The 26,454-nt window shown below is 60.6% G+C and carries 25 protein-coding genes; 11 read left to right on the forward strand and 14 right to left on the reverse strand.

Annotated elements, in window-relative coordinates; all coding sequences use genetic code 11:
• Window positions 1-100: 100 nt before the first annotated feature.
• Genes J1W56_RS07435 through J1W56_RS07445 form a run of 3 tightly spaced genes read left to right on the forward strand, consistent with a single transcriptional unit; the run spans window position 101 to window position 2,610 of the window.
• Window positions 101-1,141, forward strand: coding sequence for a methionine ABC transporter ATP-binding protein (locus tag J1W56_RS07435; protein WP_223613457.1), 1,041 nt, complete (start codon window positions 101-103; stop codon window positions 1,139-1,141).
• On the forward strand, window positions 1,131-1,796 hold the full coding sequence (locus J1W56_RS07440) for a methionine ABC transporter permease (protein WP_223612682.1): 666 nt from the start codon (window positions 1,131-1,133) through the stop codon (window positions 1,794-1,796). The genes J1W56_RS07435 and J1W56_RS07440 overlap by 11 nt, the downstream gene beginning before the upstream one ends.
• Before the next feature lie 31 nt (window positions 1,797-1,827).
• The gene (locus J1W56_RS07445) at window positions 1,828-2,610 is read left to right on the forward strand and encodes a MetQ/NlpA family ABC transporter substrate-binding protein (protein WP_374042746.1); all 783 of its coding nucleotides are present in this window, start codon (window positions 1,828-1,830) and stop codon (window positions 2,608-2,610) included.
• A gap of 59 nt (window positions 2,611-2,669) precedes the next feature.
• On the opposite strand, the gene J1W56_RS07450 is transcribed toward J1W56_RS07445, so the two are convergent.
• The 9 genes from J1W56_RS07450 to J1W56_RS07490 form a co-directional block, all read right to left on the reverse strand.
• Window positions 2,670-3,740 (reverse strand): sn-glycerol-3-phosphate import ATP-binding protein UgpC, encoded by a 1,071-nt coding sequence (locus J1W56_RS07450; protein ID WP_223612683.1) that lies wholly within the window; start codon window positions 3,738-3,740, stop codon window positions 2,670-2,672.
• 6 nt (window positions 3,741-3,746) lie between these two features.
• Window positions 3,747-4,595 carry a sn-glycerol-3-phosphate ABC transporter permease UgpE gene (ugpE, locus tag J1W56_RS07455; protein ID WP_223612684.1) on the reverse strand — a complete coding sequence of 283 codons (849 nt, stop codon included), beginning with the start codon at window positions 4,593-4,595 and terminating at the stop codon, window positions 3,747-3,749.
• Window positions 4,596-4,606: 11 nt separating this feature from the next.
• The gene (gene ugpA / locus J1W56_RS07460; protein WP_223612685.1) at window positions 4,607-5,497 is read right to left on the reverse strand and encodes a sn-glycerol-3-phosphate ABC transporter permease UgpA; all 891 of its coding nucleotides are present in this window, start codon (window positions 5,495-5,497) and stop codon (window positions 4,607-4,609) included.
• A gap of 65 nt (window positions 5,498-5,562) precedes the next feature.
• Window positions 5,563-6,873, reverse strand: coding sequence for a sn-glycerol-3-phosphate ABC transporter substrate-binding protein UgpB (ugpB, locus tag J1W56_RS07465; protein WP_223612686.1), 1,311 nt, complete (start codon window positions 6,871-6,873; stop codon window positions 5,563-5,565).
• 162 nt (window positions 6,874-7,035) lie between these two features.
• Window positions 7,036-7,635: a bifunctional nicotinamidase/pyrazinamidase gene (gene pncA / locus J1W56_RS07470; protein WP_223612687.1), complete on the reverse strand. Its 600-nt coding sequence runs from the start codon at window positions 7,633-7,635 to the stop codon at window positions 7,036-7,038.
• 53 nt (window positions 7,636-7,688) lie between these two features.
• Entirely contained in the window at window positions 7,689-8,858 is a 1,170-nt protein-coding gene (nagA, locus tag J1W56_RS07475) for an N-acetylglucosamine-6-phosphate deacetylase (protein ID WP_223612688.1), read from the reverse strand.
• Window positions 8,855-9,865, reverse strand: coding sequence for an SIS domain-containing protein (locus J1W56_RS07480; RefSeq protein ID WP_223612689.1), 1,011 nt, complete (start codon window positions 9,863-9,865; stop codon window positions 8,855-8,857). The genes nagA and J1W56_RS07480 overlap by 4 nt, the downstream gene beginning before the upstream one ends.
• Before the next feature lie 17 nt (window positions 9,866-9,882).
• Window positions 9,883-10,671: a GntR family transcriptional regulator gene (locus J1W56_RS07485; protein WP_223612690.1), complete on the reverse strand. Its 789-nt coding sequence runs from the start codon at window positions 10,669-10,671 to the stop codon at window positions 9,883-9,885.
• Entirely contained in the window at window positions 10,664-11,557 is an 894-nt protein-coding gene (locus J1W56_RS07490; protein WP_226904613.1) for an N-acetylglucosamine kinase, read from the reverse strand. Before J1W56_RS07490 ends, J1W56_RS07485 begins: the two co-directional genes overlap by 8 nt.
• 191 nt (window positions 11,558-11,748) lie before the next feature.
• Here J1W56_RS07490 and J1W56_RS07495 point away from each other — a divergent pair, with 191 nt between their 5' ends.
• The 8 genes from J1W56_RS07495 (at window position 11,749) to J1W56_RS07530 (ending at window position 20,765) form a co-directional block, all read left to right on the forward strand.
• Window positions 11,749-12,660, forward strand: a complete 912-nt coding sequence (locus tag J1W56_RS07495) for an N-acetylmuramic acid 6-phosphate etherase (protein ID WP_223612691.1) — start codon at window positions 11,749-11,751, stop codon at window positions 12,658-12,660.
• A 34-nt stretch (window positions 12,661-12,694) separates the two neighbouring features.
• Window positions 12,695-13,954, forward strand: coding sequence for an ABC transporter substrate-binding protein (locus J1W56_RS07500; protein WP_223612692.1), 1,260 nt, complete (start codon window positions 12,695-12,697; stop codon window positions 13,952-13,954).
• A gap of 209 nt (window positions 13,955-14,163) precedes the next feature.
• Window positions 14,164-15,114 carry a carbohydrate ABC transporter permease gene (locus tag J1W56_RS07505; RefSeq protein WP_223612693.1) on the forward strand — a complete coding sequence of 317 codons (951 nt, stop codon included), beginning with the start codon at window positions 14,164-14,166 and terminating at the stop codon, window positions 15,112-15,114.
• Window positions 15,115-15,126: 12 nt separating this feature from the next.
• On the forward strand, window positions 15,127-15,966 hold the full coding sequence (locus J1W56_RS07510) for a carbohydrate ABC transporter permease (protein ID WP_223612694.1): 840 nt from the start codon (window positions 15,127-15,129) through the stop codon (window positions 15,964-15,966).
• Window positions 15,963-17,030, forward strand: a complete 1,068-nt coding sequence (locus tag J1W56_RS07515; RefSeq protein ID WP_223612695.1) for a Gfo/Idh/MocA family protein — start codon at window positions 15,963-15,965, stop codon at window positions 17,028-17,030. The genes J1W56_RS07510 and J1W56_RS07515 overlap by 4 nt, the downstream gene beginning before the upstream one ends.
• Before the next feature lie 28 nt (window positions 17,031-17,058).
• Window positions 17,059-18,060, forward strand: coding sequence for an ABC transporter ATP-binding protein (locus tag J1W56_RS07520; protein WP_223612696.1), 1,002 nt, complete (start codon window positions 17,059-17,061; stop codon window positions 18,058-18,060).
• A 168-nt stretch (window positions 18,061-18,228) separates the two neighbouring features.
• Window positions 18,229-19,290, forward strand: a complete 1,062-nt coding sequence (gene mgrA, locus J1W56_RS07525) for an L-glyceraldehyde 3-phosphate reductase (protein WP_223612697.1) — start codon at window positions 18,229-18,231, stop codon at window positions 19,288-19,290.
• Between the two features lie 155 nt (window positions 19,291-19,445).
• On the forward strand, window positions 19,446-20,765 hold the full coding sequence (locus J1W56_RS07530; protein ID WP_223612698.1) for a UDP-glucose dehydrogenase family protein: 1,320 nt from the start codon (window positions 19,446-19,448) through the stop codon (window positions 20,763-20,765).
• Between the two features lie 22 nt (window positions 20,766-20,787).
• Here the strand turns inward: J1W56_RS07530 and J1W56_RS07535 are convergent, their stop codons facing one another.
• The 5 genes from J1W56_RS07535 to J1W56_RS07555 all read right to left on the reverse strand — a co-directional run bounded on the left by J1W56_RS07535 (window position 20,788) and on the right by J1W56_RS07555 (window position 26,453).
• Window positions 20,788-22,473, reverse strand: coding sequence for an ArnT family glycosyltransferase (locus J1W56_RS07535; protein WP_223612699.1), 1,686 nt, complete (start codon window positions 22,471-22,473; stop codon window positions 20,788-20,790).
• Between the two features lie 25 nt (window positions 22,474-22,498).
• Window positions 22,499-22,819, reverse strand: a complete 321-nt coding sequence (locus J1W56_RS07540; RefSeq protein ID WP_223612700.1) for a lipid-A-disaccharide synthase N-terminal domain-containing protein — start codon at window positions 22,817-22,819, stop codon at window positions 22,499-22,501.
• Window positions 22,812-23,558, reverse strand: coding sequence for a glycosyltransferase family 2 protein (locus J1W56_RS07545; RefSeq protein ID WP_374042744.1), 747 nt, complete (start codon window positions 23,556-23,558; stop codon window positions 22,812-22,814). Before J1W56_RS07545 ends, J1W56_RS07540 begins: the two co-directional genes overlap by 8 nt.
• 74 nt (window positions 23,559-23,632) lie before the next feature.
• A complete protein-coding gene (locus J1W56_RS07550) occupies window positions 23,633-25,282 on the reverse strand; it encodes a thiamine pyrophosphate-binding protein (protein ID WP_223612702.1) in 1,650 nt (549 codons plus the stop codon).
• Window positions 25,266-26,453: a CaiB/BaiF CoA transferase family protein gene (locus J1W56_RS07555; RefSeq protein ID WP_223612703.1), complete on the reverse strand. Its 1,188-nt coding sequence runs from the start codon at window positions 26,451-26,453 to the stop codon at window positions 25,266-25,268. Before J1W56_RS07555 ends, J1W56_RS07550 begins: the two co-directional genes overlap by 17 nt.
• Between the last annotated feature and the right edge of the window lies 1 nt (window position 26,454).

A 26,454-nucleotide genomic window follows, 5' to 3' on the forward strand; every position in this document is an offset into this window, starting at 1 on the left:
TGCACAGGCAGCGCAAATGATGATGACGGTTGTGACACGGAAGACGGGAGAAGCGGCGGGAACGGCTGCGGGTGATGGATTGACCGCGGCGGCTGATCCGATGGTGGCGTTTGAAGGCGTTTCCAAACGCTTTGCGGCAGGGCGGACCAGTGCGGAAGTGGCCGCGCTCGACGGTGTCGATCTGATTGTCCCGCGCGGTTCCGTCACCGGCATTATCGGCCGTTCCGGCGCGGGCAAGTCCACCCTGATCCGCCTGGTCAACGGGCTGGAAAAGCCGACGAGTGGCCGCGTCGTTGTCGACGGGGTAAATATTGCCGAGCTTGATGAAAAGCGGCTGCGCGACGTGCGCCGCTCCATCGGCATGATCTTCCAGCATTTCAATCTGCTCTCGTCGCGCACGGCTTTCGACAATATCGCCCTGCCGCTCGAAATCGCCGGTGTCGACAGACAGACCATCGAAAAGCGGGTGACACCGTTGCTCGATCTGGTGGGGCTGTCGGACAAGCGCAATCGCTATCCCTCCGAACTGTCCGGCGGGCAGAAGCAGCGCATCGGCATCGCACGGGCTCTGGCAACGGAACCCAAACTGCTCCTCTCGGACGAAGCGACATCGGCACTTGATCCTGAAACAACCCGGTCGATTCTTGCCCTGCTCAAGACCATCAACAAGGAGCTTGGCCTCACGGTTCTGCTGATCACCCATGAGATGGAAGTGATCAAGACCATTGCCGATCATGTGGCGGTTATCGATGGCGGACGCATCGTCGAGCAGGGCCCGACCTTTGACGTGTTCACTGGTCATACCCATGCGACAACCCGGTCGCTGCTGGGTGGATTGGCAGGGCTGCATCTGCCGGAGTTTTTGACGCGGCAGATGGTCGAGAAGCCGGAACCGGGCTTGCGGACGATCCTGCGCATCATCTTCAAGGGCGAGAATGCGACGGAGCCCATGCTGGCGCGGCTCGGCAGCGATCTCGGTATCGAGGTCAATATCATGGCCGGTGCGGTCGACGAGATTGCCGGGCGCCCCTTCGGCATGCTGGTTGTTTCCCTGCTCGCCGATGAGGCAAAGATAGTCCAAGCCCGAAGCTTTCTTGCCGATCACGGCCTGTCATCGGAGGTTGTCGGCTATGTCCGCTGATATTTTTGCACTGCTGGTGAAGTCCACCGGCCAGACCCTGTACATGGTCGCAGTGGCGGGCCTGATCGGCTCCTTGTTCGGCATTCCGCTCGGTGTTTTTCTGGCGACCAGCGGCCGCGGCGAGCTTTTTGCTGCGCCTTCGGTCAACAAGGTGCTCGGGCTTGTCGTCAATGCGGCCCGCTCGACGCCCTTCATCATTCTGGTTGTCGCCATCATCCCCTTCACCCGCTTGATCGCCGGGACCTCCATCGGAACCACCGCCGCGATCGTACCGCTGACCATTGCAACCATTCCCTTCATCGCGCGGCTGGTTGAATCGGCAATCCGCGAGGTCGATCCGGGGCTGACCGAGGCTGCCCGTGCGATGGGTGCAAGTCCCGCCCAGATCGTGTTCAAGGTTCTGCTGGCCGAAGCGCGTCCCGGCATCACATCGGCCCTGACCCTGACCATTGTCAGCCTGATCGGTTATTCGGCCATGGTCGGTGCCGTCGGCGGCGGCGGGCTCGGCGATCTCGGCATTCGCTACGGCTATCAGCGCTTCATGCCGGATGTGATGGCCATCGTGGTTCTGGTGCTGATCGTGCTGGTTCAGCTTGTGCAGAGCGCCGGTGACCGGCTGGCACGGCGGTTCGACAAGCGCATCCGTCCCCGCTGAAAACACGTTTACGTTAAAACAGGAGAGTACAATGTTGAAGAAAATCCTCGTCACCGCTGCGGTGGCGGCAATGCTCAGCGCGACGGGCGCTCTGGCCGAAACGATCAAGATCGGCGTGACGCCGGGCGAACACGCGCAGATCATGGAGAAGGTCAAGGAAATCGCCAAGCCGAAAGGCCTCGACATCGAAATCTTCGAATTTTCCGACTATGTCGTGCCGAACCAGGCGCTGAACGACGGCGAGCTTGATGCCAACTCGTTCCAGCACAAGCCTTATCTCGACAACCAGATTGCCGACCGCAAGTTCGATCTCGTCGATGTCGCCAACACCGTGAATTTTCCGATGGGCGTCTATTCGAAGAAGGTGAAGAGCTTCGACGCACTGGCCGATGGCGCGACGATTGCCATTCCGAACGATCCGACCAATGGCGGCCGCGCACTGCTGATCCTTGCCGACAAGGGCGTGATCAAGCTGAAGGAAGGTTCGGGTCTCAAGGTGACGCTCGCCGATATCACCGAGAACAAGAAGAACTTCAAGTTCGTCGAACTGGATGCTGCCCAGCTGCCGCGTTCCATCGACGATGTGGATGCTGCTGCCATCAACACCAATTACGCGCTTGAAGCTGGCCTTGATCCGATGAAGGACCCGATTCTGAAGGAGGGTGAAAAGGCGCCCTACGTCAACCTGATCGCCGTGCGCAAGGCCGACAAGGACAAGCCCTGGGTCAAGACGCTGATCGAATCCTACCATTCCGATCCGGTCAAGCAGTTCATCCTCGACAAGTACAAGGGGGCGGCTGTTCCCGCCTGGTAATCGACACTTTCACTCCCCTTCGCCGATGGGTGGAGGGGAGTGGTTTGCTTTGAATGTCTTCAGATGCGCTTGCCGTTGCCGCCGAAAAGATGCAGCTTTTCCCCCGGGATGATCACCCTCAGGTGATCGTCGGGCTGGGATACGGAACGGCCGGCAACCCGCACGACTACCCGCTCACCTCCGATGATGCCATAGACATAGCTTTCCGCGCCGACCGGCTCTACACCGAGCACTTTGAGGTCGAGCAGCAGGCCGCCAATGTGGCTTTCCGTGCCGGTGGCAACCTCCAGATCTTCCGGACGGAACCCGATCACCGCATCCTTGTCGGATACGGCAAGCCCCTCGGCGCCGATCCGCGTGCCGTCCCTCAGGATCAGGCCGGATTCGCCGGCGGTCACCGGAATGAGGTTCATCGGCGGTGCGCCGATGAAGCTGGCGACGAATGTGCTGGCGGGCTTTTCGTAGATATCCAGCGGCGCGCCGATCTGTTCGACCGCACCGGCATTCATCACCACGAGAATATCGGCGAGCGTCATGGCCTCCAGCTGGTCGTGGGTGACATAAACGCTGGTCACGCCGAGCTGGCGCTGCAGGTTCTTGATTTCCACCCGCATCTGGCCGCGCAGCTTGGCGTCGAGATTGGAGAGGGGTTCGTCGAAGAGGAACACTTTGGGGTTGCGCACAATGGCGCGGCCCATGGCGACGCGCTGCCGCTGGCCGCCTGACAGTTCGCGTGGTCGCCGTTCGAGCAGATGCGCCAGCTCCAGCGTTGCCGCTGCTTCGCGCACACGCTTGTCGATCTGGTCCTTCGGCATGCCGCGGTTGCGCAGGCCGTAGGCCATGTTGTCATAGACCTTCATATGCGGATAGAGCGCATAGTTCTGGAAGACCATGGCGATGTCGCGTTCGGCGGGGCCGAGATCGTTGACAACCTTGTCGTCGATCTTGACCGTGCCGTCGGTAATGGATTCCAGCCCCGCGATCATGCGCAGGAGGGTCGATTTTCCGCAGCCCGACGGGCCGACAAGCACGCACAAGGCGCCGTCCTTGATGTCTATGTCGACGCCTTTGACCGCCTCGACGCCGCCGGCATAGACCTTGCGGACATTGGTGAGTTCAACACTTGCCATATGGGATCATTTCTCCGTTTCGACCAGGCCGCGCACGAACCAGCGTTGCATCAGCACAACGACGAGGATCGGGGGGAGGATGGCCAGAATGCAGGTCACCATCACCAGATGCCATTCAGTGTCGGCATCGGCGAAGGAAATCATTTTGCGCAGACCGATGACGATGGTCGTCATGTCATTGCGGTTCGTCATCAGCAGCGGCCAGAGATACTGGGTCCAGCCGTAGATAAAGAGGATGACGAACAGCGCTGCGATGTTGGTTTTGGACAGGGGCAGCAGGATGTCCTTGAAGAAGCGCCATGGGCCTGCACCGTCGACGCGTGCCGCTTCCACCAGCTCGCCTGGTATGGTCATGAAGAACTGCCGGAACAGGAGGGTTGCGGTAGCCGATGCCATGAGGGGAACCGTCAGGCCCGTGTAGGTATCGATGAGGCCGAGATCGACCATGACCTTGTAGGTCGGCAGGATGCGGACTTCGACCGGCAGCATCAGGGTGATGAAGATCAGCCAGAAGAAGACCATGCGGCCGGGAAAGCGGAAGAAGACGATGGCATAGGCCGACAGGATCGAAATGATGATTTTGCCGACGGCAATCGCCAGCGCCATGATCGTGCTGTTGATGAGCAGGCGGCCGACACTCACGCCGCCGATGCGGCCGATGCCGCCGAAAAGTGCCGTCGTGTAGTTTTCCCAGAAATGCCCGCCGGGCAGCAGGGACAGTGGCGGCCGCATGATATCCTGCAGCGACTGGGTCGAGGCGATGAAAGCGTAGTAGATCGGGAAGGCCACGATCAGGATGCCGACAATCAGGATGATGTGGGCAATGAGGCGGCCGATGGGATTGTTCTGGATCATCTCTGCGCTCCTCAGCCGTAATGCACTTTGCGCTCGACATAACGGAACTGGATTGCCGTCAAGCCGATGACGATGACCATGAGGATCACCGATTGTGCTGCGGAGTCGCCAAGGATCAGGTTGACGAAGCCGTCATTGTAAACCTTGTAGACCAATGTCTCCGTGGCCTTGCCGGGGCCGCCGCCGGTGACGGCATGAATGATGCCGAACGTGTCGAAGAAGGCGTAGACGGTGTTGACGACCAGCAGGAAGAACGTCGTCGGAGCAAGCAGCGGGAAAATGATCGTCCAGAAGCGCTTGGTTTCGCCCGCACCATCGATGGCGGCGGCTTCGATCAGCGATTTGGGAATGGACTGCAGCCCGGCAACGAAGAACAGGAAATTGTAGCTGATCTGCTTCCACGCGGCCGCGGCAACCACCAGCAGCATGGCCTGGTTGCTGTTGAGCAGCGGGTCCCAATTGTAGCCGGCGGAGCGGATCATGTAGGCGAACGTGCCCATCGAGGGGTTGAACAGGAACAGCCAGAGCATGCCGGCAATGGCCGGGGCGACGGCGTAGGGCCAGATCATCAGGGTGCGGTAGACACCTTTGCCGCGAATGACCTTGTCCGCCATGACAGCAAACAGCAGCGCGAAGCCCATGGCAATGACTGCCGTGGCGATGGAGAAGATGACCGTGACCTGCAGCGAGTTCAGGTAATTGGGGTCACTCAGGATGCGCTTGAAATTGCCGAGGCCGACGAACTGGGTCGACAGGCCGAACGGATCCTCGCGCAGCACCGACTGGCGGATGGCCTGCGACGCGGGCCAGTAGAAAAAGACAATCGTGATGGCAAGCTGCGGCGCCAGCAGCAGATATGGCAGGACCTTGTTCGGAAAAGTGACACGCGTTGACGATGCCATGATTGCCCCTCTTGAAAAGAGCCCCGTCCGCAAGACATGCGGACGGGGCGTTCATGAACCGGCTCTTACTGGCCGTTCGCCTGTTTGATGGCTGCATTGCCGCGCTTGACGGCATTGTCGAGGGCCTGCTGGGCCGTCTGCTTGCCGGAGAGCATGTTCTCGAACTCTTCGTTCTCGATATCACGCACCTGTGGCAGGTTCGGCAGGCGGACGCCCTTGGAGTTTTCCGTCGGCGCCTTGCCCATCATCTGCTTGATCGGAATTTCGCGGGCAGGGTTCTTGTCGTAGAAACCGGACTTCTTGGTGTCCTCATAGGCGGCAAGGGTCACCGGCAGATAGCCGGATACCTGGTGCAGGCGGGCCTGGATGTCGGTGCGCGACAGGAAGGTGAAGAAGGCGGCAACGCCCTTGTATTCCGCGTCGGACTTGCCTGCGAACACCCAGAGGCTGGCGCCACCCGGTGTCGTGTTCTGCGGTGCACCCTTGGCATCGGGGTCATAGGGAAGCTGGCCGGTGCCGTAGTTCATGCCCGACTTGACCACGTCGCCCAGGCCACCGGAGGATTCGGTGAAGATGCCGCATTCGCCCGACAGGAACAGCGGCTTGGCTTCGGATGTGCGCCCGCCGTAACGGAAGGTGCCGTCCTTGGCGAGGTCGGCCAGTTCCTGGAAGTGTTTGACATAGATCGGCGCGTTGATCTTCAGCTCGACATCGGTTCCGGCAATGCCGTTTTCATTGGTGCCGTAGGAGACATTGTTCCAGGCGGCAAAGTTTTCCGTGTGGATCCATGTCAGCCATGTCGAGGTGTAGCCGCATTTGGCAGCGCCGCTGGTCTTGATCTTCTTGGCGGCTTCCCAGACTTCCGGCCAGGTTTTTGGCGGGTTGTTTTCATCCAGCCCGGCCTTCTTGAAGATATCCTTGTTGTAGTAAAGGATCGGCGAGGAGCTGTTGTAGGGGAAGGACAGCATCGTGCCGTCCGGCTTGGAATAATAGGCGACGATGCCCGGCAGATAGAGGCTCTTGTCGAACTTTGCGCCGCCCATCGAGAGAATGTCGGCCACCGGTTTGATCGCGCCCTCGGCGCCCATCATGACGCCGGTTCCCGCGTCGAATACCTGCATGATATGCGGGGCCTGCTTGGCACGGAACGCGGCAATGCCGGCGTTCAACGTTTCCGGATAGGTCCCCTTGAACACTGGAACGACCTTGTAGTCGCTCTGGCTTTCGTTGAATTCCTTCGACAGGGTTTCAACAACCTCGTTGTTGGCACCGGTCATGGCATGCCACCAGCTGATTTCGGTGACGGCAAAGGATGAGGTGGACGATGCTAGGATAAGTCCGAGCGCAAGGCTGAGCGAAGTGCCGCGAAATGTCATGTATGTCTCCCATAATGAGGCGTCGTTAGGAACACGCTTATTGGATGCGCTTATGGGCACTATCCTCATTATGTGACAGAGAAACAACAGTTTTATGACTTTGGTCGAATGTCTGGGTTAACGCCTGTGGAAAAAATGCTCAGCTGTTCACTTTTGCGCCGGTCAGATGAGGGTGACGCCGGCCTTGCGCATATTCGCGACCATGGCGGCCAGTGACCCGCCCATGTCGATGGCGCGGCAGGCATCGAGCAGCACATCGGCGGTAAAACCGTGCGCCACCGCATCCAGCGCGGAGTAGGCGACGCAATAGTCTGTCGCCAGCCCGACAAAGGTCACATTGGTGATGCCGCGCTCGCGCAGGTAGCCGGCAAGGCCGGTCGGGGTCTTGCGGTCGTTCTCGAAAAACGCCGAGTAACTGTCGATGTGGGGACGGAAGCCCTTGCGGATGATCAGTTCGGCCTTGGTCCACTGCAGATCCGCATGGAAATCGGCGCCCGGCGTGCCCTGAATGCAATGGTCCGGCCACAGCGTCTGGTCGCCGTAGGGCATTTTCACCGTGTCGAAGGGCGCCTTGCCGGGATGGGAAAAAGCGAAGCTCGAATGGCCGGCCGGGTGCCAGTCCTGCGTCAGGATGACGTGATCGAACCGGATGATCAGTTTGTTGATGATCGGGACGATTTCGCTTCCGCCATCCACGGCCAGTGTGCCGCCCGGGCAAAAATCGTTCTGCACATCGATGACGACAAGCGCATCCCCAGCCATTTTATTTCTCCGATTGTCCAAAGAGGGCAAGTATCGTCAATCGGAGAAGCCCGTCAACTCGGGTTTCGGGCGTAATGCAGATCGCCGTCGATCCAGACGTGATCGACGTCAAGCGCATCATCGAGATGCACGATATTGGCGACATATCCGGTGCCAATGCGCCCGTAGCGATGATCGATCCGGATGCTCTCGGCGGGATAGAGCGAGGCCATCCGCAGGGCTTCCTCCAGGTCAAGTCCAAGCTCGCGATGGACGAAGCGGACTGCCGAAATCATGTCGAGATCGGCTCCCGCCAACGTGCCGTCTTCGAGCGTCAGGCGGCCGTCATGCCGCCGGATCGTCCGTCCGTTCAGCGTGAAGGTGGTGATATCCGTGCCGATGGTCGACATGGCGTCGGTCACGAGAAAAATCCTGGCCGGACCCTGCTTGGCACGCAGGGCAATCGCCATCGAGGCCTTGCTGACGTGAAAACCGTCGGCAATCAGCCCTGCCGACAATTCGCCGGTTTCAAGGATGGCGCCGACAACGCCGGGGCTGCGGTTTCCGAGCTGGCTCATGGCATTGAAAAGATGGGTTGCCATGGACGCGCCGGCATCCTTGGCCGCGACAGCCATTTCATAAGTTGCGCCGCTATGGCCGATGCTGACGATGACGCCCGCATCGACCATGGCCTTGATCTTGTCGACGGGAACGGTCTCCGGGGCGACAGTGGTGAGCAGTACCGGCAGTGCCTGCACGGCTTCCACGATCGCCACAAGATCGCTGTCCTCCATCGGGCGGATAAGCGCGGGATCGTGCGTGCCCTTGTGTGAGACGGAAAGGTGCGGCCCTTCGAGATGCAGGCCGATAAATCCGGTGACTTTTTCCAGCGCCGCCGCCTTGCCGGCGGCAATCGCCGCATTGGTGATGGCGGGGGTGTCGGTGATCAGGGTTGGCAGGAGGGCCGTCGTGCCGAAGGCGAAATGCGCCTGGCAGATGGTCCTGATCGCCTCGACACTCGGGCCGTCATTCAGGAGAACGCCGCCGCCGCCATTCACCTGCACGTCGATGAAACCGGGCACAAGCTTGCCGCCCTTGAGCGCGACACGGCGAACATCCGCAGGGATGTCCGCCTGGGCAACGATACCGGTGATGGCGCCCGCATCGACGAGAATTGCCGAACCGGCATGCCAGGTTTCGCCGTCAAAAATGTCGGCGCCGGTCAGTGCATAGACAGTGCTCATATTGTTTCAGTCACTTTTCTCAAATGCGGTGGCTCGTCCGGATTCAATCCGCGGCTGCGGGCGAAATCTTCCACGAAAGCATAGAATGATACCAGCAGAGTGAGCGGGTCCGTCAATGGGTGCGACGTCGCGATGAACGGCAATGCGGTGGCTTTCGATGGCTTCGCCGATGTCAGGAAGACGGCGGCTTCCTGCTCGGCAAGGCGATCGGCAGCCTGCACGATTGAATCCTCAGCCGCATCGCGCGCTGCAAGCACCAGAACGGGGAAATCCTTGCCGACGATGGCCTTGGGTCCGTGCATGACTTCGGCGGCGCTGTAGGATTCCGCGTGCATGGCGCTGGTTTCCTTGAATTTCAGCGCCACTTCGTTGGCAATGGCAAGGGATGGTCCGCGTCCAAGCACGAAAAGCGAGTTCTCGCCCTTCATGGCGGCGCCGAACGGCGACCAGTCGCAGCGGATGGCGGCTGCAAGGGCCTTGGGCAGTTCATCGATGGCGGCAAGCAGTTCTTTGTTCTGCGTCCAGTGGCCGATCATGGCGAGCCCGGCGACCGCCGAGCTGACAAAGGTCTTGGTGGCGGCGACGCTGCGTTCCTGTCCCGCCAGGATGTCGATGGCGAGATCGCTGGCATAGGCGAGATCGGAATTGATTTCATTGGTGATGGCGAGCGTCAGCGCGCCGCTTTCGCGTGCAGCCTTGGTCATGCTGACAATGTCGGGGCTCTTGCCTGACTGGGAAATGGAGAGCGTTGCGGCGCTCTCGAGTTTCAGGGTGATGCCATAGATCGAGGCGACGGACGGTCCGAGCGAGGCGACGGGAATGCCTGCGGTCAGTTCCGTTGCGTATTTCAGATAGGCTGTCACATGGTCCGATGAACCGCGGGCAATGGAGGCCAGGAAGGGCGGGTTCTTCTCGCGCAGTCTTGCTCCGGCATTGGCCAGCGTATCGCGGGAAGCATCGAGAAACCGCGCGGTTACATCCGGGATGGAGCGAATTTCTTCGCGCATGAGAGTTCCGTTGGTGGTCAAAGTACTGCTCCTGAAATTTCCGAGGAGTCGCCGAGCTTCAGCTCCGCGACAAATTCATAGGCATCCGCCCGATAGATCGACCGGGTAAATTCGATCACTTTTCCCGATTCGAGATAGGATATGCGCTCGATGTTGAGGCTGGCGGAACCCGCGGGCACCTCGAGCAATTTGGCATCGGCCTCCTTCAGGATTGCCGCCGAAATGCGCTGAATGGCGCGGGCCGGGCGATTGCCGCCCTCCGCCAGCACCGCATAGAGCGACAGCGTGACCAGTTCCGGATTGGGCAGCACCTGAATGGACAGGGCGGCGCGTTCAATCGCCATGGGCGTGTCATTGGCAACGCGCAAGCGGCTGATGCGGGCAACTTTCTCGCCCGAGGAAAGACCGAGCGTGACCATTTCTTCCGGCGAGGGCGGATAGATGCCGCGATCGAGCCATGTGGAACGCACGATCATGCCGCGCCGCGCCATGTCCTCGGTGAACGAGGTCAGGTGTGACAGCGATTGCTCGACCCGTTCCGAACGGGGGGCGACAAAGGTGCCGGAGCCATGCCGCTGCACGAGCAGGCCGGTGTTGACCAGCCCCTGAACCGCCTTGCGCACGGTGACACGCGAAATATCGGCGATGGTGGCAAGTTCCCGTTCGGGCGGCAAGGCATCGCCCGGCTGCAGCATGCCGTCGCGGACAGCCGTTTCAATCAGCCGCTGCAGCTTGACGTAGAGCGGGCCGCCGCTGGCGGAACCGTCGTTCAGGGACGGCAGGATATCGATCAATCCATCAGCCATGCACGGCCTCCTTGCGCGCCGGCGCGAAGTTTTTCACCGCCAGTTGCACCGCGCCCGTCAGCGCGTCATGCAGCGGCTTTTGCAGCTTTGCCCGGTACGGGGGCGAAAGACGCTGTTCGAACAATGGCCCCAGTCCGCCGATCAATGACAGGCGTTCCTGTTGGGGTGGCATGATGGCATCGAGCCCCTCTTCGATCTGTGCCGCCGCCCTGTTCACAATCGCCAGTGCCACGGCATCGTTGCGGGCAGCATATTCAAAAACCAGCGGCGTAAGCGTACCGAAATCGCTGGGGCGCGCCGCGTGGGCAAACTCGACGATCCGGTGGGGATTGTTTTCAAAGCGTTGGAGGACGGCCTCTGTCAGGGGTGACGAAGGGTGAAACCGGTCATGGGCCAGCAGGGCCTCTTCCAGGAGATCGCGGCCGATTCGCGCGCCGCCGCCAAGATCCCCCACCTTGAAGCCCCAGCCGCCGGCAAACCGGATGTCATCGCCTTCGCGTGTGACGAACAGGGTGCCTGTGCCGATGATGACCACGGTTCCGTCATTGTCGCCGAGCGCACCCTGCAGGGCGATCGTGCCATCGGATGTCACCTGGGAATGCTGAAAGGGCAGGGTCGTCCGCAGCTTCTCGCCATTGCCGCCGACCATGGCGCCAGCGAGCCCAAGAACCGCCGCGGTCGCGGGAATCATTGCGGCGTCGACCCCGGCTTCGGCAAAGGCGGTATTTGTCGCGCCGAGAATATTCAGGCGCGCGTTTTCCATGTCGGTCATGATGTTGGCCGAACCGCTTTTGCCGATGCCCAGAACATGGCCTGTCATATCGGCCACGGCCGCCCTGCAGCCTGTTCCACCACCATCAATTCCCAGGAGATATGTCACACTCATTGCCCTCCGAAAATAGAATACCAATAAAATACCAATAGCCAAGCGTTAATTCCAGGTTTTTTCCACTTTTATTCATCGCACTGATTTTATTGAATAATTTAACTTGTATGAAAAACAGTGCATGATTTTTTTAAGAACCTCTGGACAAGTGGTATTTTTTTGGCATTAATTATCGCAACGAGGAGAGGCGAGTGGTGGTAACCCGTACCGAGCAACGCAACGACAAGGCATCCGGATTGGACGAGCGATCGCCAGCCGATGTTTTGCGTTTGCTGCACGAGGCGCAGATCGAGGCAGCGGCTTCGGTGGCGCGGGCGACGGATTCCATTGCCGCGGCGGCGCTGCTTGCCGCCGAAACCCTGGCCGCGGGCGGGCGTATTGCCTATGCCGCCGCCGGCAGCTCCGGCCTGATGGCACTTGCCGATGCACTCGAACTGCCCGGCACCTATGGCATCGCGCCGGACCGTGTGGTGATCCTTCTGGCGGGTGGTGTTGAAAGTCTTGTCCGCCTTGCCGGCGGGTATGAAGATGATGTCGAGCAGGCCGCCCGCGATATCGCTGGCGCCGGCCTTGGGCAGGGCGATTGCCTGATTGCCATTTCGGCCAGCGGCACGACGCCCTATGCGGTGGCGGCCATTGATGAAGCCACGCGGCGCGGGCTGAAGATCATCGCCATTGCCAACAATCCGGCCGTGCCGCTGTTCAGGCATGCCGACGTGACGATCACGCTGGAAACACCGCCGGAAATCGTCGCCGGTTCGACACGCATGGGGGCAGGGACCGCGCAGAAAATTGCGCTCAATCTTCTCTCCACGCTGATGGCCGTGCATCTGGGGCACGTGCATGACGGCTACATGGTCAATCTTGTTGCCGACAATGAAAAGCTGCGCGAACGCGCCGCACTCATCGTTTCGGCCATCGCCGCCTGCGACATCGCCGATGCGAAACAGCATCTGGCTTCAACCGATGGCTCAGTAAAGCGCGCAATCCTGCTAGCAGCGGGTGCAGCCGACGCAAAACAGGCATCACACATTCTCGAAAGCAATCAACAGAGGCTACGCCCGTCGCTTTCGACACTGAAAGGGAGCCTCGGCTCTCGTTAACGGCACTGCTCAAAGGGTGCAACAGGAGACTAAAATGGGAAGCACGACTTTAAAATCACTGCTCATGGCAACGAGCATCCTGGCTTCGGCCGGCTTTGCTCACGCCGCCGATACAACGCTGACAATCGAAAGCTGGCGTACGGACGATCTTGCCATCTGGCAGGAAAAGCTCATTCCGGCCTTTGAAGCGAAGAATCCCGGGATCAAGGTCAAGTTCGCTCCGACCCCGCCGACCGAATATGATGCCGCTCTTGGCGCCCGCTTCGATGCCGGCAGCGCCGGTGACATCATCACCTGCCGTCCGTTCGACAAGTCGCTGGAGCAGTTCAAGCGCGGCAACCTGTCGAGCCTGAAGAGCCTTCCGGGCATGGAAAACTTCACGCCTGTAGCCAAGGCGGCATGGAGCACCGATGACGGTTCCGACACGTTCTGCGTGCCGATGGCATCGGTCATTCACGGCTTCATCTACAACAAGGATGCCTTCGACAAGCTGGGCATTGCGGTTCCAACGACCGAAGCCGAGTTCTTCGCCGCCCTCGACAAGATCAAGAAGGACGGCACCTACATTCCGCTCGCCATGGGCACGAAGGACCTCTGGGAAGCCGCAACCATGGGCTACCAGAACATCGGACCGAACTACTGGAAGGGTGAAGAAGGCCGTACTGCGCTGATCAAGGGTACGCAGAAGCTTACCGATGCCGATTGGGTTGCGCCTTACAAGACGCTTGCCAAGTGGAAGGATTATCTCGGCGACGGTTTCGAAGCCCAGACCTATCCGGACAGCCAGAACCTGTTCACGCTCGGCCGTGCCGCGATCTATCCCGCCGGTTCGTGGGAAATCTCGCTGTTCAACACGCAGGCCCAGTTCAAGATGGGCGCGTTCCTGCCGCCGGTGCAGAAGGCCGGCGACACCTGCTACATCTCCGACCATGCCGATCTTGGCGCAGCGATGAATGCCAAGAGCAAGAATCCGGAAGCGGCCAAGAAGTTCCTTAGCTGGGTTGCCTCGCCAGAATTCGCCGACATCTATGCCAATGCGCTGCCGGGCTTCTTCAGCCTGTCGTCGACACCGGTCAAGATGAAGGACCCGCTGGCGCAGGAATTCGTGTCCTGGCGCGAAAAGTGCAAGCCGACGATCCGTTCGACCTATCAGATCCTGTCGCGCGGCAAGCCGAACCTGGAAAACGAAACCTGGGTTGAATCGGCCAATGTGATCAACGGCACCGATACGCCCGAAGTTGCAGCCAAGAAGCTGCAGGACGGTCTCGACAGCTGGTACAAGCCTGCGAAGTAAGCAATCGAATGCCGGGGCGGTTCGCGCCGCTCCGGCCTTTCGCTTATTCCGAGCAAATTTTGTTTATGCGAAACCAAGGCCGATGTATTCGGGCCCAAGCAAAACTTGCTCAGAAGTGGCAATCATTGCCGCTGTATTCGTTTGACGAACGGCAGTCGTGGACCGGTTTTCCATGACCAACAAATCAATAAGCAGGGGTTTGCGAGTTAATGAGCACGGCCGACTATTCCCAGTCTGACAGCGGTCAGGACAAACGCGCACGGCGCTGGCACATCCTTGTGTTCCTGCTGCCGGCGGTGATCGTCTATACGGCGATCATGATCCTGCCCTTGATCGAAACCCTGCGCCTGTCGCTGTTCAACGTGGTTGACGGGCAGAGCGTGTTTGTCGGTTTCGGCAATTTCCAGACCCTGTTCGGCGAACCGCGCTGGTCGGCGAGTTTCTGGAACGCGCTGCGCAACAATTTCGTGTTCTTCCTGATCCATATGCTGGTGCAGAACCCGATCGGCGTCGCCCTGGCTGCGCTGTTGTCGGTGCCGAAGCTGCGCTTTGGCGCCTTTTACCGCACGGCGCTGTTCCTGCCGACCCTGTTGTCCTTCGTGATCGTCGGTTTTATCTGGAAGCTGATCCTGTCGCCGATCTGGGGCGTATCGCCCTACCTGCTTGATCTCGTCGGCCTGAAATCACTGTTCGCGCCCTGGCTGGGCCGGCCGGACACGGCGCTCATCACCGTATCGCTTATCTCGGTCTGGCAGAATGTCGGCATTCCGACGATGCTGATCTACGCATCGATGCTGAGCATTCCCGAAGAGGTTCTCGAAGCGGCGGAATGCGACGGCATCACCGGCTGGAGCCAGTTCTGGAAGATCAAGCTGCCGCTGATCCTGCCCTCCATCGGCATCATTTCCATCCTGACCTTTGTCGGCAATTTCAACGCCTTCGACCTTGTCTATACGGTGCAGGGCGCGCTTGCCGGCCCCGACGGGTCGACCGATATCCTGGGAACGCTGCTGTACCGCACCTTCTTCGGCTTCCAGCTGCAGATCGGCGACAAATCCATGGGTGCGACCATTGCCACGGTGATGTTCCTGATCATCCTCACGGGCGTGTGCATCTATCTCTTTGCCATCCAGCGGCGCATGCGCCGGTACCAGTTCTAGGAAGGTCCCGTCATGGCAAAAGCCCGTACATCACCCCTCCGCTCCGGCTTCGTTCACGTCGCCCTGATCATCTACACGCTGATCGCGCTGTTTCCGGTGTTCCTGATCATCATCAATTCGTTCAAGGACCGGGCGTCGATCTTCCGCAACCCGCTTGGCCTGCCGAATGCATCCAGCTTCAGTCTGGTCGGTTACAACTCGGTGCTGACACAGGGTGATTTCACCCTGTATTTCCAGAACAGCTTGATCGTTACCTCCGTGTCGATCTTCTTCGTGCTGCTGTTCGGCGCCATGGCAGCCTTCGCCCTGTCGGAATACCGCTTCCGCGGCAATTCGCTGATGGGGCTCTATCTCGCCCTCGGCATCATGATCCCGATCCGCCTTGGAACGGTCGCGATTCTGCAGGGTATGGTTGCGACGGGCCTCGTCAACACCCTGACCGCGCTGATCCTCGTCTACACCGCGCAGGGTCTGCCGCTCGCCGTGTTCATTCTCACCGAATTCATGCGCACCGTGTCGGATGACCTGAAGAATGCCGGCCGCATCGACGGTCTGACGGAATATTCGATCTTTTTCCGGCTGGTGCTGCCGCTGGTCAAGCCTGCCATGGCAACGGTCGCCGTGTTCACGATGATCCCGATCTGGAACGATCTGTGGTTCCCGCTGATCCTGGCGCCAAGCGATGCCACCAAAACTGTCACGCTGGGCTCGCAGGTGTTCATCGGCCAGTTCGTCACCAACTGGAATGCCGTTCTGGCGGCGCTGACCCTCGCCATCCTGCCGGTACTCGTCCTTTACTTCTTGTTCTCGCGGCAACTGATCCGCGGCATTACATCGGGAGCAGTCAAATGACCGCCAATACGCAAAAGCCCGTGCGGGTTCTGGTTGCCGGGCTTGGCAATATGGGCCGGAGCCACGCGCTCGCCTATCACAACAATCCCGGCTTCGAGATTGTCGGGCTGGTCAACCGCTCCGTCGTGCCGCTGGCCAAGGAATTGCAGGGCTACACGATCCACCCCTCTTTCGAACAGGCGCTGGCCGACCTCAAGCCGGAGCTGGTTTCGATCAACACCTACTCCGACAGCCATGCGGACTATGCCGTTGCCGCCATGGCGGCGGGTGCCGACGTCTTTGTCGAGAAGCCGCTGGCCACCACCGTCGCCGATGCGCAGCGTGTGGTCGCTGCGGCCAAGCAATATGGCCGCAAGCTGGTGATCGGCTACATCCTGCGCCACCATCCGTCATGGGTGCGGCTGATCGAGGAAGCCCGCAAGCTTGGCGGCCCCTATGTCTTCCGCATGAACCTCAATCAGCAGTCGAGCGGCCCGACATGGGAAACCCACAAGGCGCTGATGCAGACCACATCGCCCATCGTCGATTGCGGCGTGCATTATCTCGATGTGATGCTGCAGATCACCGATGCCACGCCGGTTCAGGTGCGCGGCATGGGCGTGCGGCTTTCCGACGAGATCGATGCGAAGATGTACAATTACGGTCATCTGCAAGTTCTCTTCGACGACAATTCCGTCGGCTGGTACGAGGCGGGCTGGGGTCCGATGATTTCGGAAACGGCTTTCTTCGTGAAGGACGTGATCTCGCCCAATGGCTGCGTGTCCATCGTCATGGACCAGAACGCCAAGTCGGATGATATCGACTCGCACACCAAGACATCGACCATCCGGCTGCATTCGGCCAGGACAGGTGCGGACGGGCGTTTTGCCAAGCCGGACGAGTTGCTCAATATGGCGGGCGAACCCGGCCATCAGGAGCTTTGCGACCTGGAGCAGGCCTTTGTTCTCAAAGCCATCCGCGAGGATATCGACCTGGGCCGCCACATGCAGGATGCCGTGCGGTCGCTCAGTGTCTGCCTTGCGGCTGATGAAAGCGTGCGCACCGGCAAGCCGGTAGACCTGTAATTATAAGTTTGAAGACGGGAACAAGACATTGGGTTCTTTGAAGATAGAAAATATTCGCAAGTCTTTCGGCCAGGTGGACGTGCTGAAAGGCATCGATCTCGAGGTGCGGGATGGCGAGTTCGTGATTTTTGTCGGGCCGTCCGGCTGCGGCAAGTCGACCTTGCTGCGCGTGATCGCCGGTCTTGAGGATGCGACCTCGGGCGAGATCCTGATCGACGGCAAAAAGGTCAACAACACGCCGCCGGCAAAACGCGGCATCGCCATGGTGTTCCAGACCTATGCGCTTTATCCGCACCTGTCGGTACGCGACAATATGGGCCTTGGCCTGAAGCAGGCCGGCAAGCCCGCCGAAGAAATCAAGGAGCGCACCAGGATCGCCTCGGCCATGCTGTCGCTCGATGATTATCTGGAGCGACGCCCGGCCGAACTGTCCGGCGGCCAGCGCCAGCGCGTGGCCATCGGCCGCGCAATCGTGCGCGAGCCGCAGCTTTTCCTGTTCGACGAACCCTTGTCGAACCTCGATGCGGCGCTGCGCGTCAACACGCGGCTCGAGATTGCCCGTCTGCACCGGCAGTTGAAGGCGACGATGATCTACGTGACGCACGATCAGGTGGAAGCCATGACGCTTGCCGACAAGATCGTCGTCATGAACAAGGGCAGGATCGAGCAGGTCGGCTCACCCATGGAACTCTATAATTCACCGCAGACGCTGTTTGTCGCGGGCTTCATCGGCTCGCCGCAGATGAACCTTGTTGAGGGCGCAAAGCTCGGCGACCCCGCGGCAAAGACCGTCGGGATTCGCCCGGAGCACATCCAGGTCAGCAATACATCAGGCACCTGGAAGGGGTCGGTCATCCACGTGGAGCATCTGGGTGCCGATACGATCATCTATCTGCAGACGGATTTCGGTCCGCTGACGGTCCGCCTCTTCGGCGAGCACCAGTATGAGGTCGATCAGGTGCTCTATGCGACGCCGGATGCCGGACGAACCTACCGTTTCGATGACAAGGACCAGATCATCAAGGCGTGATGCGGGTGGAGTGCAAAATACGTATTTTACGTAGAATACGTATTTTGCCAAAGCGACTTACCTATTTCACGTCATGACATCCCTATGACTTTCGTTCATAGTCCGGCGCGCTGAAACGGGAATCGTTCGGCTCGGCGCCGAGGCAAGACGACAGGGAAGAGATCGATCATGAAATGGACTGCGGACTCCAAACGCTACGACACGATGAAGTACAATCGCTGCGGCAAGAGCGGCCTCAAGCTGCCGGCGATTTCCCTGGGGTTGTGGCACAATTTCGGTCACGACACGCCGCACCAGACCAAGCAGGCCATCTGCCGCCAGGCCTTTGATCTCGGCATCACCCATTTCGATCTTGCCAACAATTACGGCCCGCCGCCCGGTTCCGCCGAAGAAGCATTCGGCGAAATCCTGCGCACGGATTTCCAGGGCCATCGTGATGAACTGATCATTTCCTCCAAGGCGGGTTACGGCATGTGGCCCGGCCCTTACGGGGAGTGGGGCAGCCGCAAATACATGATCGCCAGCTGCGACCAGAGCCTGAAGCGGCTCGGTCTCGATTATGTCGATATCTTCTATTCGCACCGCTTCGATCCGGATACGCCGCTGGAAGAGACCATGATGGCGCTCGACCACATCGTCCGTTCCGGGCGCGCGCAATATGTCGGCATCTCCTCCTACAACTCGCATCGCACCCGCGAAGCGGCGGCCATATTGGAAGAACTCGGCACGCCGTGCCTCATTCATCAGCCGAGCTATTCCATGATCAACCGCTGGATCGAGGATGACGGTCTTGTCGACACGCTGGAAGAACTCGGCATCGGCTCCATCGTGTTCTCGCCGCTGTCGCAGGGCATGCTGACCGATAAATATCTCAAGGGCGTGCCGGAAGAAAGCCGCGCGGCCCAGGGCAAGTCGCTCAATCCGGCCTTCCTCAGTGAACAGAACCTTGCCAATATCCGGGCATTGAACGCGATTGCCGCAAAGCGTGGCCAGACTCTGGCGCAGATGGCGCTTGCCTGGGTGCTGCGGCGTGGCCGGATCACCACCGCGCTCATCGGCGCGAGCAAGCCGCAGCAGGTCATCGATTGCGTCAAGTCTCTGGAAAATCTTGATTTTACCGATGCGGAGCTTGCCGAAATCGACACTTACGCAAACGATGCGAACATCAACCTCTGGGCCGCGTCGGCCGAGCGCCGGGGACCGGAGCGCACCCCGCCGAAACTGGCTTGAACACACGTTGAAACGCTTTAGATAAGACACATCGAAAACGCCGGCTGCGATCCCGTGGCTGGCGTTTTTTGAATGGGATGCAACCCGCAATTGGCAGCGCCGCGCGAATATGCGACATGTCTGCGCGAAATTGACGTCACGAATGGGATAGTGCGATGAAGATTGCGATGATCGGGACTGGCTATGTCGGTCTGGTTTCTGGTGTGTGCTTTGCCGAATTCGGTTTTCAGGTCACCTGCGTCGACAAGAACCCGGCCATTATCGAGCGCCTGCAGGCCGGGGAAGTGACGATCTACGAACCCGGTCTGGACGAACTCCTGACCCGCAATGCCCGTGACGGGCGCCTGATCTTCACGACGGAGCTGGCATCGACGGTCGCTGACGCGGATGTGATTTTCATCGCCGTCGGCACGCCGTCGCGGCGCGGCGACGGGGAAGCCGACCTGCAATATATCTATGCCGCTGCCGATGAGATCGCCGCCGCCATGAAGCCGGGCGCGGTGATCGTGATCAAGTCGACGGTCGTGGTCGGCACCAATGCCGATGTGCGCGCACATATTGCCAAGGCGCGGCCGGATGTGCCGTTCTCGATGGTGTCCAATCCGGAATTCCTGCGCGAGGGCTCGGCCGTCGAGGATTTCCTGCGGCCTGACCGCGTTGTGGTCGGCGTGCATGACGAGCCCGGGTCCAATGCCATGAAGCGCGTCTACCGGCCGCTTTACCTGCGCGAAACGCCGATGATCGTGACCACGCTGGAAAATGCCGAAATCATCAAATATGCCGCCAATGCCTTTCTGGCGATGAAGGTCACGTTCATCAACGAGGTGGCTGACCTGTGCGAAAAGACCGGTGGCAATGTGCAGGACGTGGCGCGCGCCATCGGCATGGACAACCGCATCGGCTCGAAGTTCCTGCATGCAGGGCCCGGTTTCGGCGGCTCATGCTTTCCCAAGGATACCCGCGCCTATGCGGCGACCGGGCGCAAGATGAATGCGCCGCAGACGCTGATCGAGCAGGTCGTCGTGGTCAACGAGCAGCGCAAGCACTCCATGGCCGCACGGGTGATCGCGGCGGCTGCCAGGAGCGGTGCAAAAACCATTGCGGCGCTTGGCATCGCCTTCAAGCCGAACACCGACGATATTCGCGAGTCACCGGCGCTCGATATCATCCCGGCCCTGCAGAAGGCCGGCCTGACGGTGCGCGCGCATGATCCGGAAGCCCGCTCGGCTGCCGAACCGGTGCTGCCGGGCGTCGTCTGGTGCAAATCCGCCTATGAGGCCGTCGAGGGCGCAGGGATCACCGTGCTCCTGACCGAATGGAACGCCTACCGCGCGCTCGATCTGAAGAAGGTCGCCAGCCTGATGAAGGGCAATCTCCTGTTCGATCTGCGCAACGTCTATGGCGAGCAGGATATCGACGGCACGGGGCTGGAATACCACTCCATCGGCCGCCCGCGCCTGGGGCAGGGCGTTTAAAACAACATTTGCAATCGTTGGATTACTGCGCAGCCCTGTACAGCGTTATGGTTGTCTTGCGGCCCTTGCTGTAGTTGATGCCTGAAACACTGCCGGCCACGACGACGGATTTTTCCCCCTGCGGCAGGTTTTGCAGAAATTCCGCCTGGTTGCCCTCGTCGACGGCGGAAATCGCGCAGGCGGGATTGTCGAGCAGATATTTTGCCGCGCCCGCGCCACTGGTCAGGATGGTCTTTGTACCCGCCAGAAAAACCAGGCTCGGCTCGGCATAGCCCGCCGATGCCAGCACGCTGTTGGCGCAGGGTTTTGCCGCATTGAAGGCATTGTTGAGGGCCGGGCTCATCCAGATCGGCGTGATGGCCGGAGCCACGCCCCATGTGAGCAGAGCCAGCGTGGCAATGGCAAAGGCTGCGGTCACCTGTATGGCACGCTTCAGATTGTCCCTGAGCACGAGGCCGCTGGCAAAGATGCCTGCCGCCGCTGCGGTGAAGAAGGCAATGATCCCCGGAACGGGAAGCGTGTGGGCCATGACAAAGGGCAGGACGGTGCCCGCGCCCATCAGCGCCAGCGTGGCTATGGCCAGACCCAGCAGCGTCAGCCGTTCAAGCCAGATCTGCCAACGCCCGCGATAGGGCTGGCTGGCAATGCCGCTGTCCACCGCCCAGGCCATCATCAGCAGCAGCGCGGGATAGGCGGGCAGGATATAGTGAGGCAGCTTGGTCGGGATCATCTCCGTCACCAGCCAGTAGGGAATGTACCAGGCGGTCAGGAAGGCGAGACGCGGATCGGTGCGGAAACGGCCGAGCGCCTGCAGGCCGCCGCGTATGGCCATGACGCCGAAGGGCCAGAGAAACAGCACGAAAATCAGGGCGAAATAGCCGGGCGGTGCGCCATGGCTTTCCTGCCCGTCGCCCACCTTGGACAACAGGTCATTGCCGACGGATTCGTTAAAGAAAGCGCCGCCGCTCTTCAGCGTGATCAGGATGAGCCAGGGCAGGACAATGACCAGCAGAATGGCGATGCCGCTCAGGGGTTTCAGCCGCTTCAGCCATTGCCATTCACGGTAGAAGAGACAGAGCGCGGCGGCGGTGAGCACGCTGACGAAGGGCGTGATCGGCCCTTTGATCAAAACGCCTATGGCCGTTGCGACCCAGAGGACAAGGGCGGGCGCCCATTTTGCCGGGGTGTTGTTGCGGCTGGCCATCCATATCCATGCCAGCGCGCCCTGGGCGAACACCACGGTGGCGAGCAGGGTGGCATCGGTTTTCGCCACGCGCGCTTCGAAGCCAAGCATGACAATGGCCGCAAGCGCCATGCCTGCCAGCAGCCCGGCGCTCTGTCCGAACAGGAATGCACCCAGCGCCGCCGTGGCGAGCACCGCCAGCGTTGCGCCGCCGACCGAGACGAGCCGGTAGACCCAGACCGGTGCCGTCTGGTCATAGCCGGTGACCTTCAGCACGGCGCTCTGGAGCCAGTAGATGCCGACGGGTTTCTTGTAGCGCGAGGCATCCTGAAAGCGGATGTCGACGTAATCGCCGGTTTCCGCCATCTGGTGCGTGGCCTGAATGTAGCGCGCTTCATCCCGGTCGAGCGGCGGAATCGCGGCGATTCCGGGCACGAACGACACAAGGCAGATGAAAATGAGCAGCAGGTAGTGGCTGAAGCGGAGTTTTGCGGTACCCGCAGACGCAGGGTCAGAATGGGTCATGATCGTGCCTTGCGGTGCCTTCAGATCAGCTGTCCTGCGTCATTGCCTTTTTCTCATTGGCGATCAGCCACAGATTGCGGATGTAGACGACGAGGCCCAAACCCTGTCCGGCGATGAACACCGGGTCCTTGCGCACGATCGCGTAGATGAAGAGCAGAACACCGCCGAACAGCGAGAAGAACCAGAACGTGACCGGAACAACGCTGCGCTTGGCCTTTTCCGAAGCGATCCACTGTACGACGAAGCGCATGGTGAAGCAGCCCTGTGCGAAAAAGCCGAGAAGGATCCAAGCGTCAAACTGGGCGACAAAGACCGAGTGCAGCCAATTGCTAAATGCGTCAGCCATGGCTGATCTCCGTGATGGTTGGAACGGTCTTGCGGCGCTTTCTCAGCCACCACACGCCGTAAAGATCGAGAATACCGCGCAGGCCGCGGTCGAGAATACCGTAATTGGATTTGCCGTGGCGGCGTTCGCGGTCCACCACATCCACATGCACGACGCCATAACCCTCGCGGATCACCAGCGCGGGGAGGTAGCGGTGCCAGCCGTCGAAGAACGGCAGTTCGCGGAAAAGCTGGGTGTGTACCGCTTTCAAGCCGCAGCCGGAATCGCGCGTGTTGTCCTTCAGGATGGCGCCGCGCAGCTTGTTGGCGAGTTTCGACGATATCTGCTTCAGCTTGGTGTCGGTGCGCTTCAGGCGCTGGCCTGCGGCAATGCCCACGGCGGGGCCTGCCTGGATCAGCGCATCGGCGAGCTTGGGCAGATAGGCCGGATCGTTCTGGCCATCGCCATCCATCGTCACGACGACTTTGCCCCTCGCGGCGAAAACGCCGGAACGGACCGCAGCGCTCTGGCCGGCGGATTTATCATGCCGGACATGGCGCAGCGGCTTGCCGGCGCGGATGCGTTCGGCCAGGGCGTCGCCCGTTCCATCGGTCGAACCGTCATCGACCACCACCACTTCGTAGCTGCGGCCTTCCATGGCTGCATCCACTTCATCGAGAAGGAAGGCCAGGTTTGCGGCCTCGTTTCGGCATGGAATTACGATTGTGATTGCCGGATTGCTCAATGTGCAGGCTTTCATATTGTCTGGTCAGGCGCGCTCCTTAACACTGAAAGAGCCGCCTTTCCATCCTCAAATCATTCAACAGGGAATGATCAACGCTTATTGCGGATGTCCGTCAAGGTTTTCGCCGGCGTGATCGCTTCGGGGTCGAGTCGGATTTCGATGATCGACGGTTTGCCGCTTTGCACCGCGCGTTGCCATGCACCTTCGAAATCAGCCGTCTTCTCGACCGTCTCTCCGTGTCCGCCATAGGCGCGGGCCAGCATGGCAAAATCGGGGTTGGTCAGGTCCGTTGCCGACACACGGCCCGGATATTCCCGCTCCTGATGCATGCGGATGGTGCCGTAGATATTGTTGTTGATGACGAGCACGATGATCGGCAACCCGTATTTCACCGCCGTTGCAAAATCCTGGCCGTTCATCAGGAAGCAGCCGTCACCGGCAAAGCAGACCACGGTTCGCTCGGGATAAAGCCGCTTCGCCGCGACAGCGGCGGGAAGGCCGTAACCCATGGAGCCCGATGTCGGCGCGGCCTGCGTGCCGAACCGGCGGAAGCGATGGAAACGGTGCAGCCAGGTGGCGTAATTGCCGGCACCATTGGTCATGATGGCATCTTCCGGCAGCACGCTTTCCAGATAGGTCATGATCGGACCCATGGCGACATTGCCGGGTCCGGTCTGCGGCGGGGTCGACCATGTGAGATAGGCGGCGTGCGCAACCTCCGCCTCGCCGGGCCAGTTGATGTGCGATGGCGGCGCCAGATGGTCAACCGCTTCGGCAAAGGCATCCGGTGCGGCGTTGATGGCAAGGGCGGGGCGATAGACGCGGCCGAGCTCATCGGCATCGGGGTGCACGTGGATCAGTGTCTGCCTGGGGTAGGGGCTGTCCATCAGCGTATAGCCCGAGGATGGCATTTCACCGAAACGCCCGCCGACGAGCAGCAGCACGTCAGCCTCCTTGACGCGTGTGGCAAGTGCCGGGTTGATGCCGATGCCGACATCGCCGGCATAATTCGGATGCAGGTGATCGAACAGCATCTGGCGGCGGAAGGAACAGCCGACCGGCAGGTGCCACTTCTCGGCAAAGCGGGTAATGGAGCGCACGGCTGCTTCGTCCCAGCGCGAGCCGCCGAGGATCATGAACGGTTTTTTGGCGCCCTGCAGCAGGTCGGCGAGTTTCTCGATGCTGGCGGGCGACGGGCCTGTCTCGACCGGCTGCCAGCCCTGTGCGGCCACCGCTTCGACCTTGTCGGTCAGCATGTCTTCCGGCAGGGCAAGCACGACGGGACCGGGGCGGCCCGAGGTGGCGACGGAGAAGGCGCGGGTGACGAATTCCGGGATACGGCGGGCATCGTCGATTTCGGCTACCCATTTGGCGGTGTCGGCAAAGAAGCGGCGGTATTCCACTTCCTGGAAGGCTTCGCGCTCGCGTGCATCGCGCTGCACCTGGCCGATGAACAGGATCAGCGGGGTCGAATCCTGCATGGCGATGTGGATGCCGGGCGAGGCGTTGGTCGCGCCGGGACCGCGGGTGACGAAGCAGATGCCGGGCTTGCCGGTCAGTTTGCCCCAGGCCTCGGCCATCATCGCCGCGCCGCCTTCGGCCCGGCAGACGGTCACGCCCACATCGGCATCCACCAGCGCGTCCAGCACGGCAAGATAGCTTTCGCCGGGAACGCAGAACAGCTGTTCCGCGCCATTGGCTTTCAGGGCTTCTACGATCAATTCACCGCCGGTTTTCATCGGATGCGTCCTTCAATTCCTGGAGAATGTCTGCACTGTGCTCGCCGAGGCGTGGCGAGGGTCTGTTGTAGGTCAGGGGTGTCTTCGACATGACGATCGGCGTGCGCACCGAGGGGATGCTGCTGCCATGGGCATCGTCAAGGTCAAGACGCAACTGCCGGGAGACGATCTGTGGATCGTCGAACATTTCGCCGATGCGGTTGATCGGCCCGGCAGGCACGGCATTCTGCGCGCAGGCGGCGAGCAGGTCGGCGCGTGTGCGCTTCTGCGTTTCGGCCCGGATGATTGCGGTCAGTGCGGTCCGGTTTTCCAGCCGGGCCCGGTTGGTGAGAAAGCGCGGATCGGCGCTGAGACTGTCCAGCCCCATGATCGCGCAGAAACGGGCGAACTGCCCGTCATTGCCGACGGCAAGAATGAGATGGCCGTCGGAAGTGGGCACGACCTCGTAGGGTGAGATGTTGGGATGCGCATTGCCCATGCGGTTCGGGCTGTTGCCGGTGGCGAGATAGTTCATCGCCTGATTGGCCATGACGGCGGACTGCACATCGAACAGTGCCATATCCACCCATTGGCCTTCGCCGGTCTTTGCCGCATGGGCCAGTGCCGCCTGAATGGCAATGACCGAGTAAAGCCCGGTGAACACATCGGCGACGGCAAGGCCGACTTTCTGCGGTTCGCGGTCCGGCTCGCCGGTGACCGACATCAGCCCGGACATGCCCTGGATGATGAAGTCATAGCCGGCCTGGCTGGCATAGGGGCCGGTCTGGCCGAAACCGGTGATGGAGCAGTAGACGAGGCGCGGATTGTCGGCACTCAATGTTTCATAGTCGAGACCATATTTCTTCAGGCCGCCGACCTTGAAATTTTCCAGTACGACATCCGCCGTGCGGCAGAGTGCCCGCACCGTCTCCTGGCCTTCGGGCGAGGTGAAATCGACGGTGATCGAGCGCTTGCCGCGGTTGCAGGAATGAAAATAGGCGGCAGAGAGGTTTTCGCCTTCCTTGCTGGTGATGAAGGGCGGCCCCCACCCACGGGTTTCGTCGCCGCCGGCGGGATTCTCCACCTTGATCACATCGGCACCAAGATCGGCCAGAATCTGTCCGGCCCATGGTCCGGCGAGGACGCGGGCGAGTTCGATGACACGCACGCCTTTGAGGGGAGCTTCAGTCATG

Source organism: Phyllobacterium calauticae, assembly GCF_019991125.1.
In the GTDB taxonomy this organism is placed as follows: domain Bacteria; phylum Pseudomonadota; class Alphaproteobacteria; order Rhizobiales; family Rhizobiaceae; genus Phyllobacterium; species Phyllobacterium calauticae.